The following is a 13,031-nucleotide window of genomic DNA, read 5'->3' as shown; positions in this document are numbered from 1 at the left end:
CACCCACCGGGGGCCTTCTCGGGGGGGCCTTCCCCCCTCCCCCTCCCTCCCCTACCCCCCTCCCTCCCCTCTCCTACCCCCGCTCCCGCCCCTCTCCCCGCTCCCGCCCCTCCGGACAATCCACTGCCACCCACTCCGCCTCCAGATCGCGGCAGACCACCACCAGCGTGCCTGGGCGGCAGGCGAGCTCGTGGGTGCAGCCCTCGGGATGCGGAAGTATCTCGTCGAGGATCACGTCGCCGAGGTCGTGGAGGGCGCAGACGTCGAGGACGTCGGCCTGGAAGCGGGAGACACCTGTGTAGCGGACGACCAGGTCCTCGTCGTGCTTCCAGCAGTTGTGGCCGAAGTGGATCTCGATGTCGTCGTCCCCGGTCCGGCGAGCCACGCCGGGTTTGAGGTCCTTCACGCACCGCTTGCCCGAGAAGGCGTAGTGGTCCGGATCGGTGGCGAACGCGCGGGCTCCCGGTGGCAGCCGCTCCGCCAGCGCGGGGAGCCGCTCCAGGTAGGGCCTGGGGTCTATGACCCCGGTGACGTCCCCGACCCGCCCGTCGAGATCGACGTACTTCACTGAACCCTCCTCACGCGATGCACCTCACACCCCCGCCTCCGCCGCGATCCGCCCCGCCCGTACTGCCGCCACCAGGTCCGTGTGGTCGGCCTCGGTGCGGTCGGCGTAGGTGACGGCGAACGTCGCGATCGCCTCGTCGAGTTCCTCGTTCTTGCCGCAGTAGCCGGCGATCAGGCGCGGGTCGGCGCTGTGGGAGTGGGCGCGGGCCAGAAGGGCACCGGTCATACGGCCGTAGTCGTCGACCTGGTCGGCGGCGAGCGCGGACGGGTCGACGCTGCCCTTGCGGTTGCGGAACTGCCGCACCTGGAAGGGGCGTCCGTCAACCGTCGTCCAGCCCAGCAGTATGTCGCTGACGACCTGCATGCGTTTCTGGCCGATCACCACCCGGCGGCCCTCGTGGTCCACCTCCGGCGCCTCGAAGCCGGCCGTCTGCAGGTGCGGGACCAGGGCCGACGCACGGGCCTCCTTCACCTGGAGGATCAACGGTTCGCCCCGGTGGTCCAGCAACAGCACCACGTACGACCTCGTGCCCACGCTGCCCGTGCCGACGATGCGGAAGGCGACGTCGTGGACCGCGTGGCGGGCCAGGAGGGGATGGCGGTCCTCGGACAGGGTGGTCAGATACTGCTCCAGGGACGCGGCCACCGCAGCGGCCTCCGCGTCCAGGACGCGGCGCAGCACCGGTGCCGCGTCGACGAAGCGGCGGCCGCCGTTCTCCGTCGGCTCGGTCGACTTCGCCGCGAACCGCCCGCTGGTGTTGGCCCGCGCCTTCTCCGAGACCCGTTCCAGGGTGCCCAGCAGGTCGTGGGCGTCGGTGTGGGAGACCAGTTCCTCGTCGGCGATGGCGTTCCACGCGTCCAGCACCGGAAGCTTGGCCAGGAGCCGCATGGTGCGACGGTAGGAGCCGGCCGCGCCGTGCGCCGCGCTGCGGCAGGTGTCCTCGTCCGCGCCGGCCTCCCGTCCCGCGAGCACCAGGGAGGCGGCGAGGCGCTTGAGGTCCCACTCCCAGGGGCCGTCGACCGTCTCGTCGAAGTCGTTCAGGTCGATGACCAGCCCGCCCCGCGCGTCGCCGTAGAGGCCGAAGTTGGCGGCGTGGGCGTCGCCACAGATCTGCGCCCGGATCCCGGTCATGGGGGTGCGGGCCAGGTCGTACGCCATGAGCCCCGCCGAGCCGCGCAGGAACGCGAACGGCGTCGCCGCCATCCGGCCGACCCTTATCGGCGTCAGCTCCGGGATGCGGCCCTGGTTGGACTCCTCGACCGCCGTCACCGCGTCCGGGCGGGAGGCGTCCAGTTCGAGTGCGGTGTGCGCCGACCGCGGCACCCGGCCGCGCAGTGCCCTGCCCTCTTCCTTGGGCGAACGAGAGCCCGCCCCCGGTCCCGGCCCCTCAGCCGGCCGCTCGACGGGCCACTCGGCGAACCCACGCACCCGGGGAAGCCTGCTCACCGCACCCGTCCCCGCACCAACGCCCACGCCGCCACCAACGCCCACATGGCCACCGGCACCGGCACCGGCACCGGCACCATCGACTGCACCAGCACCACCGACTGCCTCGGTCACCATGACCGCCTCCCCCGCACACGTACGTCCATCGGCTCGACGAGCCGAACATCAACTCGTGCCGACCGTACAGCCCGGCGGCCCAGCGGTGGCAGCCCCTGTGGACAACTCCCCCACTGTGGACAACTCCTCACCGACCCACCCCCAACAACCGGATCGAAAGCCGGAGCCCGCCACCCCTGACCCCTGGACCGTGGCCGCGCGCAGGACGCGGCCCGGCCCGCGCACGTCCCACGGTCGGCCTGTTTAACGGCCGGCACGTTTCACGTGAAACACCCCCACCCGGGTGTTTCACGTGAAACACGACACCACGCCCCCCACCCACCCTCACCACGCGCAGGGCAGCTCCACAGCGATCGTCGTCGGCCCTCCGACAGGGCTGGTCACGCTCACCACGCCGTCCAACGCGGCGACCCGCCGTCGGATCCCCAGCAGGCCGGACCCCTCACCCCCGTCCGCGCCACCGTGCCCCTCGTCCTTCACCACTGCCCGCAGCCCGTTCCGCAGTCGCACCAGCTCGACGGTCGCCCGCGAGGAACCGCTGTGCTTGGCCACGTTGGTGAGCGCCTCGGCCACCGCGAAGTAAGCAGCGGCCTCCACAGCGGCGGGCGCCCGATATCCACCGCCGCCGGAACCACCAGAACGAGCGGATCCACCACTCCAACCCCCCGCCGAACTTCGCGAGCTCCCCGAACCCCCCGCCGAGCTCCCCGAACTCCCCGAACCCCCCGCCCCACCCCCGCCGTCCTCGAGCCCTTCCACCCGCAGCGTGACATCCAGCCCGCTACCGGCGGCCAGCGCGCGTACGGCTCCCGAAAGTCCGCGGTCGGTGAGGATCGGCGGGTGGATGCCGCGGACGACGTGGCGCAGTTCCGTCAGCGCCTGTTCGGCCTGGTCCTGCGCGTCGGACATGAGCTTGCGCGCGGAGTCCGGGTCGCCGTCGAAGGCCCGCTGGGCGAGCCCGATCCGCATGGACAGGGCGACCAGGCGGGCCTGGGCACCGTCGTGCAGGTCGCGTTCGATGCGGCGCAGTTCGGCGCCGTGCGCGGCGATCGCGTCGGCGCGGGTCTCGGTCAGCGCCCGGACCCGGGCGGCGAGGCGCGCCTTGGGGGACGGTTTGAGCAGGGCCCCCGACCAGCGGGCCTCGACGTCGGCGAGCCTGACGACCAGCGGCAGGACGACCGCGTCCCGCCGCAGCAGCCCGCACCACACCCCGTCGACGACGAGGCCCACCGGCCACAGCGCCAGCGCCGGCAGCACCAGCCAGCCGTAGACGTAATGGGCGGCCATCCACCGCAGGTCGGCGAGGGTGCCGGGGTCACGGACGGCCGTGCGCAGGCGCTCGCGCATCGAGCCGGTGAGCGGCTCGTACGCCTCGGGGATCTCGCGGCCCGTCCAGCCGGCGACCTGGCGGCGCTTGGCCCCGGCGATCCTGCGGATCAGCAGCACCGCCTCGGGCAGCATCCACGCGCCGACGACCGCGAGCGTGCCGATGGCCGCGATGAGCAGCACGGTGACGAACAGGTAGGTGCCGAAGGTCATCGCCGCGGCGATGAGCAGCCGGCCCGTGGCTCGTCCAGCCTGCCGGATCGCTGTCGCCATCGGGATTGTTTTCGCCATACACCCAACGCTAGGTCGCGGCCCGGGCGAACGCGGTGTAGCCCGCTACACCCTCGCCCGGCCGGACCGACCCCCACCGACCGAACGTCGCTGAACGCCGCTGAACGCCACCGGCCGACGCCGGTCACAACCCTGAGATGTTCCTCACACACCGTGAGCAACCAGGGCCAGTGGCGAGGTCCGGGCCGCCTGCCGATCGACCCGTCACCCGCCGCTCATCGCCGTCTCCGCGTACATGTCGACGTACTCCTGGCCCGACAGGGCCGAGATCTCGGCCGTGATGCTCGTCGTCACCGCGCGGCGGGCCCGGCGGTCCGATTCCCGCCCGAGGTGCTCCGCGAACGTCATCGCGGGACCGAATCGTGCGTCGAAGCTCGCGACGTACAGCCGCTTGGCACCCTTGGGGTGGACCCGCTCCGTACCGGTGAGGCCGCACGGAATCACCGGCACCCCGCTGCGCAGGGCCAACCAGGCGGTGCCGGTAGTGCCCTTGTAGAGGCGCCCGTCCGGCGAACGGGTGCCCTCGATGTGGATGCCGACGCCGTTGCCTTCCGCCAGCAACTTCAGTGACAGCTCCAGCCCGGCCATGGTTCCCGCGCCCCTCGTCTTGTCCACCGAGATCATTCCGACGGATCGGAAGAACAGCTTCTGCAACCGGCCCTTGACGCCCGGCATCTCCAGCCACCCCTGCTTTCCGACGAAATACAGCCGGCGCGGCGTCAGGAGTGCGATAAAGATGGAGTCGAAGAACGAGAGGTGATTCGCCGCGAGGATGAAGGGGCCACTCGCGGGTATGTTGCGAAGTCCCTCCACGCGGGGCCGGAGAATGAGCTTCAGCGGGATCAGGAGAATCCTTCTCAGCAGCATTCGAAACATGTGCCTGTCCTGTCCGTACGAGGGGCTTTCCCGATGGTAACGCGACCTGCTTAAGCAAGACTTAGAAGCCGCTTCTGAAATACGGCCACTGATGTACCCGGCGGTTTCCGGGTAAACTCCTTTCAATCCGTTCAGTTCGTTCCCCACCAGATTTGAGAGACCAGGAGCGCCGTGTCCGAGCCCACCACACCTGATTCCGTACGCACCTTCATAGAGCAGGAACTCGTCGATTTCGGCGCCGAACCGGAGGCGATTTCGGACGACATCTCACTGGACGCCCTCGACATCGACTCCCTCGCTGTCGTCGAGCTCGTCGCCTCGGTCAAGCGGCGTTTCGCCGTCGAGATCCCCTTCGAGGACATCCCGCGCACCAGCACGGTCTCGGCGGTGTGCGAGCTGGTCCACTCCCGGGCCGCGGCGGCCTGAGCCACCGCGCCGCCGGCCCTCACGGACGTTCAGCGGCCGGCGGCGCGTACCGGCGGCGCTCCCACGGATACGCGGGCAGCGTCAGGACGCGGCGCGGCAGACCGGCGAACGACGGCTCGGCGCCCCGGTCCAGGAACTCGGCCGCCGGGCACTCCCGGTCCTCGGCCAGCGCCTCCAAGGCGGCCCGGGCCTGCTCCCGGTCGGCCGCCGCCACCCGCACCCGGGTGGCCAGCGCCGCCCTTCCGTGAGTGAGGGTGTAGGCGAAGGCGGGGTAGTCCTCGTCCTTGACCGTGGTCAGATGTGCGGCCAGCAGCCCGGCGTAGACGCGCAGCGCGGCAGGCGTGCGGGCGGACACCTCGAATCCGGTGACCTCCACGGCCTGGCCGGCCGGCGGAGCGACGGACGCCGGAGCCCCGCCCAGGATGACGTGCGCGTTGGTGCCGCTCATCCCGAACGAGCTGACGCCCGCATACGCCCCGGCCCCGGCCGGCCACGGCTCCAGCCGGTCCGGCACCCGGAAGCCGGTGCCCTCGAGGTCGATCCGCGGGTTGAGGGTGGTGAAGTGCGGCACGGGCGGCGCGGCCCGGTGCCGCAGGCTCAGCATCGCCTTGAGCAGGCCCAGGACGCCGGCCGCCGACTCGGTGTGGCCGAGGTTCGCCTTGGCCGCCCCGAGCAGCACGGGGGCGCCGCCGGGTCGGCCGAGCGCCTCCGCCAGCGCCTCCACCTCAATGGGGTCGCCGAGCGCCGTCCCCGTGCCGTGCGTCTCCACGTACCCGATGTCTGCCGGGCCCAGCCCGGCGTCCGCGAGCGCCCGTTCGACGAGCGCGGTCTGCGCCGCCACGCTGGGCGCGGTGAACCCCGAGGCGGCACCGTCGTGGTTGACGGCCGACCCGTGGATCACCGCGTGCACCCGGTCCCCGTCCCGCACCGCGTCCGCCAGCCGCTTCAGTACGACGACTCCGCAGCCCTCGGCACGGGTGAACCCGTTGGCGCGCGCGTCGAACGGGCGGCACTCCCCGTCCGGGGAGAGCGCCCCGGTCCGGGCCGCGAACTCGGTGGCCCGCGGGGACAGCACCAGGTTGACCCCGCCGGCCAGCGCGACGTCGCACTCACCTGTGGCCAGCGCCTGACGGGCCAGGTGCACGGTCACCAGGGACGACGAGCACGCGGTGTCGACGGCGGCCACCGGCCCGGTGAGCCCCAGCGTGTGCGCGAGCCGACCCGCCGCGAAGCAGTGGCCGTTGCCGGTCGCCCAGTACACGTCGGACTCGCCGGGCATCCACTCGCGGTAGTCCTGTCCGGTGACGCCGACGTACAGCCCGCAGTTTCCGCCGGGCCGGGCCAGGCCCGCGTCCTCCAGCGCCTCCCAGGCCACCTCGAGCAGCAGCCGCTGCTGCGGGTCCAGGGCACGGGCCTCACGTGGTGCGACGCCGAAGAACGGGGCGTCGAACTCCAGGACCTCGTCCAGGAACCCGCCCCGGTGCGGCACCTCGTCCCAGGAGTCACCGAAGGGCTGGCGCCGATGCTCGGGGATGGGCCGGACCGCGTCGCCGCCGGCGGCCAGCAGCCGCCAGTAGCCGTCCATGTCGGCGACGCCGCCCGGGGCGCGCAGCCCGACCCCGACGACGGCCACGGTCCGTCCCCCGCGCAGCGCGGCGAGTTCCGCACGCAGCCCGCGGATGGTCTGCATGGCCCGGCTGACCGGCGTCGCCCCTGATGCCGTCGGCTCGCTCATCGCTTTTCCCCGTCCGCGAGTTCTGCCTCTACCCGCTCCATGAGCGCCTGGGACAGCGGCCGGAGGCTGGCGTACGTCCACAGCAGCGTCGGTGACAGCTTCAGGCCGAAGTCGGCCTCCAGGCGGTTGCGCAGTTCCAGGCTCATCAGCGAGTCCAGGCCGAGGGACTTCAGCGGTGTCTCGCGGTCGACGGAGTCCGCGGCGATGCGCAGCACCCGGCCCGCCAGATGCCGTACCCGCTGCTCGACGAGGTCGGGGCGGCCCTCGGGGGCGCAGGCGGCGAGCCGTTGCCGGAACGCACCGCCCGTGGCGGAGCCGGTGGACTGGCCGGCCGCCGCCAGCCCGCTCCAACTGGGCAGGCTCGCCGTCGCCGGGTAGGTCTCGAACCAGCGTCGCGCGTCGAGTGACAGATAGCCCACGACCGTCTCGCCGTCACGCAGGAACTCCTCCAGCGCCCGCCAGGCGTCGGCCGCCGGGAACGGGGGCATCCCACGGTCCGCGAGACGGGCGCCGCGGTTCTCGCTGCGGGCGGCCAGTCCCATGCCGTCGAAGCTGCCCCACTGGACGCTCAGGCCCGGGCGGCCCGCGTGCCGACGGGCGACCGCGAGGGCGTCGAGATAGGTGTTGGCGGCCGCGTAGGCCGCCTGGCCGACGTTGCCCACCAGGCCCGCGGCCGAGGAGAACATGACGAAGAGGTCCAGCGGGTCATCGGCGGTCAGCCGGTCCAGATGGCGGGCGCCGTCCACCTTGGGTGCCAGCACCCGGGTGACCTGTGCGGCGTCCAGCCCCTGCACCAAGCCGTCGTCGAGGATCCCAGCCGCGTGGAACACGCCACGCAGCGGCGGCAGTTCGGCGCGTATCCGGGGCAGGACGGCCGCCAGCGCCGCCTCGTCGGCGATGTCCGCCCGCGCCACGCTCACCGTGACGCCGGCCGCACGCAGCGCCTCCACGCGGGCGGCGGCCTCCGGGCTGGGCTCCGAGCGGCCCAGCAGGACGAGGGCCGTGGCCCCGCGCTCGGCCAGGTGCTCGGCGAGCGAGAGGCCGAGGTCGCCCAGACCGCCGGTGATCAGATAGCTGCCGTCGGGACGGAAACTCCCGTACGACAACGGGTCCGCGACCACCCGGCGCACCCGGTGCGGCTCGTGCAGGACGAACTTGCCGATGTGGTCGCCGTGCGACATGGCACGCAGCGCCTCGGCTGCCCGGTCGAAGGTGTGGGGGATGACGGGCAGCGGGCGGATACGGCCCGCGGCGACCTCGTCCCACACGGCGTGGAGGATCCGGGTGAACCGCTCCGGACGGCGCATCACCAGTCCTTCGAGGTCGACGGCCGCGAAGCTGATGCCCTTGCGGAAGGCGTGCAGGTCGAGCCGGCGGCCGCCGTAGATGTCCTTCTTGCCGACCTCCAGGAACCGGCCGTCCTCGGCCAGCACGTCCAGACCCCGGGTCAGGGCCGCGCCCGTCAGCGAGTTGAGGACGACGTCGACGCCCCGGCCGCCGGTGAGGTCGAGCACTGCGTCGGCCCACGCCAGGTCGCGGGAGTCGAAGACGTGCCGCACGCCGAGACCGCGAAGATGGTCGCGCTTGGCGGGGCTGCCCGCCGTGGCGATCACCTCGGCGCCGAGGAGGTGGGCGACCTGGACGGCGGCGAGACCGAGGCCGCCGGCCGCCGAGTGGATCAGGACGCGGTCGCCCTCCTCTACCCGGGCCAGGTCGTGCAGCGCGTACCAGGCGGTGGCGACGACCAGCGGCAGCGTGGCGGCCTCGGCCTGGGACATACCGGCGGGGACGAGGCGGGCGTGCGCGGCACTCAGCGTCAGGTGGGAGACCATCGCACCGAACTTGCAGGCCACCACACGGTCACCGACCCGGAACCCGGTGGTGTCCGGGCCCACCGCGACGACCCGGCCGGCGCAGTCACCGCCGAGCAACTCCTTGCCGCCGGACTCGTCGGGGTAGGTGCCCATCGCCTTCATCACGTCGATGAAGTTCAGGGACGTGGCATCCACCTCGATCTCGATCTCGCCGGGGCCGGGCGCGCGGCGCACCAGCGGCAGGAAACGCAGCGACTCCCACTGGCCGGGCCGCGGTCCGGGATGCAGCCGGAACGGCTGACCGGTCGTGTACGGCACGGGCGTCGACGCGTCCGTGCCCGGCCCGGCGGTGCGCTCCAGTCGGCCCGCGAGCCGTCGGCCCGCCCGCAGCAGGACCTGGTCCTCCCGCTGTTCCTCGCGCAGTTCGCGTACGGCGTACGACGCCCAGCCGTCCTCGGCCGCCCGGTCGACGAGGGCGGCGGCGAGAACCGGATGCTCGCCGCGCAGGACCCGGGTGAAGCCCCAGTACAGGGCGGCGCCGGGGTCGGGCCGCTCGTCGGCCGTCGCCTGGGCGTGCGTGGTCAGCACGGTCAGCCGCGGTGCGGTCGGCCGGTCGAGGGCCGCGCCCGCCAGGGCGGACAGCACGGTCAGCCCGGCCCGCTGCGCGGCCTCCCCGGCCGTGGCGTCGGGGGCGGCGAACACAAGGTCGGTGACGTCCGCCGCCCGGCGCAGCACCCCGGCCCAGGCGGCACGGTCGGCGGCGTCCGCCTCCGGCAGAGCGACCCCTTCGGCGCCCAGGGCGGCCGCGAGTTCCGTCACCGTGCCGGACGACGCCTCGGGGCCGCAGACCAGCCACCGTGCCTCGCGGCCGGCCCCCTCGCCCGGCTCGACCTCGTGGAAGGCGAACCGGTGCACCCGCTCCAGGGCGGGGTCCACGTCGCCCTCCAGGGCCAAGGGGTGCAGTTCGAGTCCCGTCAGCCGGACCAGGGGGCAGCGGTCGGTGTCGTACAGCCACAGGTCGAAGCGGCCGTCGGGGCGGCGGCGGGCGTGCGCCCACAGCTCGGTGACCTCCGCCGGCAGGCCGGGGAACAGGTCGATGCGGTCGACGCCGACCGGCACGAGCGTGCCCGTCTCGTCCGACAGCGGGAGCGACAGCTGCAACGCGCCGTCCCACAGCGCCGGGTGGAGGGTGAAGCGGCGGGCACCCATCCGGCAGCGCTCGTCGAGCCGGAGCAGCCCGAGCGCCTCGTCGGCGGTGGCGTACAGCTCGCGCACGCTGCGAAAGGCAGGGCCGTACTGCAGGCCTCGGGCGGCGCAGGCGTCGTAGAAGGCGTCGGGGTCCGTGGCCGACGCCCGGAGCAGGGCCTCGGGGAATTCCGGGGCGGTCGGGGCGTCGTGCCCGTACGACACACGAGCCGTGGTGTGCCGGGTCCAGACGCCGGCACCCGTCGGCAGCGAGAGCAGCTCGACTCCGGCGCCGTCGGCCGCGTCCTCGCGCCAGAGGACACCCAGCCGCAGGGCGTCGTCGGCGAGCGTCATGTCGTGCTGCAGGGCAAGGCCGTGCAGCGCGGACGGCAGGCCGCCGGTGCGCGCGGAGGCTGTGCCCAGGCAGAGTTCGACGGCGGCCGCGGCCGGGACGACGACCGCGTCGTGCACCCGGTGGTCGTCGAGCCAGGGGTGGGCCACGGTGTCGAGGTCGAGCGTGCCGTGCCAGGTGTCGGCCTCGGCGGGCACCGGCGCGAGCGGGAGGGCGAAGGAGGCGGCGCGGTCCGCCGGCCGGCGTACCGAGTCCACCCAGTGCCGCTCCCGCTGCCACGGGTACGTCGGCACGTGCGCGTCCCGGCCCAGCGGCACCCGCCCGAAGGGGGTGAGCCCCGACACGTACGCCTGGGCGAACGACTCGGCGAGGTCCTCCGGGGCACCCCGGTCGCGGTGCAGGGTGCCTTGGAGGGCCGGCGGCTCGGGATCCGAGGCAGCCAGTTGCTCCAGCGCCGGGAGCAGCACCGGGTGGGCGCTGATCTCCACGAAGTGGGTGACGCCCTGGTCGATCAGGATGCGGACGGCGTCGGCGAACAGCACCGGGCGGCCCAGGTTCTCCACCCAGTACGCGGCGTCCATCTCCGGCCCGTGCAGCAGTTGCGTGCGCACCGTCGACATCAGCGGCAAGTCGGCCCGGCGGGGCCGGGCGGGTGCCAGCACCTCGTGCAGTTCGTCGGTCAGGCCTCGCATCAGCGGGCTGTGGGAGGCGTAGTCGACGTCGACCAGACGGCAGAACGTGCCGTCGGCCTCCAGGAGTTCCTTCAGCAGCAGCACCGAGTCGGTCTCGCCCGACAGGACGCACGAGCGGGGGCCGTTGTGCACGGCCAGCGCGACGCTGTCCTCGAAGCCCTCCAGCGCGGCGCGCGCCGCGTCCGCGTCCAGGTCCACGGCGAGCATGCGGCCGGTGCCGGCGCTGGTGCGCAGCAGGACCGCGCTCCGGCGGGCCACGACGAGGGCGGCATCCTCCACGGACAGGATGCCTGCCACGGTCGCGGCGGCGATCTCGCCCTGGCTGTGGCCGACGACGACGTCCGGTTCGACACCCGCCGCCCGCCAGACCTCGGCCAGTCCCACGCAGACGGCCCAGAGCACCGGCTGCACGATGTCGACCCGCCCCAGCCACGTGTCCCCGGTGCCCCCGGCGATGATGTCGGTGAGGTCCCAGTCCACGTGCGGGGCCAGGGCGGCGGCACAGCGGTCGACCGAGGCCGCGAAGACCGGGTCGGAGGCGTACAGACGACGGCCCATCGCCGCCCACTGCCAGCCCTGTCCGGGAAACACGAAGGCGGTACGGCCGTGCTCCCGGGCCCGGCCGGTCACCACTGCGGGCAGCTCGCTGTCGGGATCCGCGGCGAACTTCTCGAGCAGGGCGGTCAGTTCACCCGTGTCGGTGGCCACCGCAGCGGCCCGGAACGGAAAGTGGTCGCGCTGCCAACCCAACGCCCCGGCCAGCCTCCGGGGTTCGGCGCCGGGCCGCTGGAGCGCGTGGCGCACGTCTCGGGCCCGCTGGGCGAGCGCGGCCGGGGTGTGACCGCTCAGCGGCATCAAGAAGGGTGCCGTCGTGTCGACGGGCGGTTCCACGGCGGCGGGCCGCTCGGGCGGTGGGCCGGTGACGACGGCGTGGGCGTTGGTGCCGCCCCAGCCGAAGGAGCTGACGCCCAGATAGACGGGGCCGTCCTCGGGCAGCGGCAGCGGCTTCTGCACGACGTGCAGGTTGAGGTCGTCGAAGGGGATTTTCGGGTTGAGCTCGGCGGAGTGCAGGCTGGGCGGCACCACACCGTGTCGCAGGGACAGGACGGCCTTGAACAGGCCGGCGAACCCGGCGGCGGCCTCCAGGTGGCCGATGTTGCTCTTCACGGACCCGACGGGGAGGGGCCGGCCCGCCCGCTGCGGGGCCTGGCCGATCACCCGGCCGATGGCCGCCGCCTCGGTCGGGTCGCCGCGCCTGGTGCCGGTGCCGTGGGCCTCGACGTAGGCGACCCGGTCGAGCGGGACGCCGGACTTCTCGTAGACCTGGCGCAGCACGTCCTCCTGCCCTTCCTGGCTGGGTGTCACCAGGCTGGGGCCGCCGCCGTCGTTGTTGATGGCGGTGCCCGCGATGACGGCGTGCACCCGGTCGCCGTCGCGCAGGGCACGGTCGAGCCGCTTGAGGTAGACGGCGGCCGCGCCCTCGCCCCGGACGAACCCGTCGGCGCCGGCCCCGAAGGTGGCGCAGCGGGCGTTCGGGGACAGCCCGCCGAAGTGGGTCAGCCCGATCGTCACCTCGGGGGTGACCATGAGGTTGGCCGCGCCGACGAGGGCGCCGTCCACCTCACCGACGCGGATCGCCTGGCAGGCGAGGTGCAGGGCGACCAGTGCGGAGGAGCAGCCGGTCTCGAGGTTGAGGCTGGGGCCCATCAGGCCCATGAAGTAGGAGACGCGGGCCGAGAGCATGTCCAGGGAGGTGCCGGCGATGGAGTGCTGCGAGATCGGCACGCCGCGGTTGTTGCGCAGGTTCTCGTAGTCGTGCCAGATCCCGGCGCTGTAGACGCCGATGCGGGAACCGCGCAGCGAGGCGGCCGGTACGCCCGCGTCCTCCACCGCCTGCCAGGCGGCCTCCAGCAGCAGCCGCTGCTGGGGGTCCATCACCTTGGCCTCGCGCGGGGAGATGCCGAAGAAGGCGGCATCGAACTGGTCGGCGTCCGCCAGGAATCCGCCGCGGTCCTGGATCCACTTCTCCGGGTCCAGGAGCTCCTGGGCGTTCCAGCGGTCGGCGGGGACGGGGCGGATCGCGTCGCCGCCTTCGATCAGCAACTGCCAGAAACTGTCGAGGTCCGGGGCCTCGGGGAAACGCCCCGCCATCCCCACGATGGCGATCTGCTCTGCCGGGTCCTGCTTCACTTCCTACCTCCGT

At 73.2% G+C, this 13,031-nt stretch carries 7 protein-coding genes; 1 reads left to right on the top strand and 6 read right to left on the bottom strand.

Features of this window, described 5'->3' with window-relative positions:
* Positions 1-73: 73 nt before the first annotated feature.
* From OG289_RS26035 to OG289_RS26020, 4 genes are all read right to left on the bottom strand, one after another.
* A complete protein-coding gene (locus OG289_RS26035; protein WP_327316429.1) occupies positions 74-568 on the bottom strand; it encodes a hypothetical protein in 495 nt (164 codons plus the stop codon).
* 24 nt (positions 569-592) lie between these two features.
* Positions 593-2,131 (bottom strand): DUF2252 domain-containing protein, encoded by a 1,539-nt coding sequence (locus OG289_RS26030; RefSeq protein ID WP_327316428.1) that lies wholly within the window; start codon positions 2,129-2,131, stop codon positions 593-595.
* Between the two features lie 324 nt (positions 2,132-2,455).
* Positions 2,456-3,730 (bottom strand): sensor histidine kinase, encoded by a 1,275-nt coding sequence (locus OG289_RS26025; protein ID WP_327320803.1) that lies wholly within the window; start codon positions 3,728-3,730, stop codon positions 2,456-2,458.
* 222 nt (positions 3,731-3,952) lie between these two features.
* Entirely contained in the window at positions 3,953-4,561 is a 609-nt protein-coding gene (locus OG289_RS26020; protein WP_327316427.1) for a lysophospholipid acyltransferase family protein, read from the bottom strand.
* A 234-nt stretch (positions 4,562-4,795) separates the two neighbouring features.
* Between OG289_RS26020 and OG289_RS26015 the strand changes: the two genes are divergently transcribed.
* Complete coding sequence (locus OG289_RS26015) at positions 4,796-5,050, top strand: acyl carrier protein (RefSeq protein WP_327316426.1); 255 nt, start codon at positions 4,796-4,798, stop codon at positions 5,048-5,050.
* A 19-nt stretch (positions 5,051-5,069) separates the two neighbouring features.
* Here OG289_RS26015 and OG289_RS26010 read toward each other — a convergent pair whose 3' ends face one another.
* Both OG289_RS26010 and OG289_RS26005 read right to left on the bottom strand, forming a co-directional pair.
* On the bottom strand, positions 5,070-6,785 hold the full coding sequence (locus tag OG289_RS26010) for a beta-ketoacyl synthase N-terminal-like domain-containing protein (protein WP_327316425.1): 1,716 nt from the start codon (positions 6,783-6,785) through the stop codon (positions 5,070-5,072).
* The gene (locus tag OG289_RS26005; RefSeq protein ID WP_327316424.1) at positions 6,782-13,018 is read right to left on the bottom strand and encodes a type I polyketide synthase; all 6,237 of its coding nucleotides are present in this window, start codon (positions 13,016-13,018) and stop codon (positions 6,782-6,784) included. Before OG289_RS26005 ends, OG289_RS26010 begins: the two co-directional genes overlap by 4 nt.
* Positions 13,019-13,031: the final 13 nt, after the last annotated feature.

Source organism: Streptomyces sp. NBC_01235 (assembly GCF_035989285.1).
Classification (GTDB): Bacteria; Actinomycetota; Actinomycetes; order Streptomycetales; family Streptomycetaceae; genus Streptomyces.
Note: the sequence above shows the minus strand (reverse complement) of the source record. Positions and strands in the feature narration are given on the sequence as shown.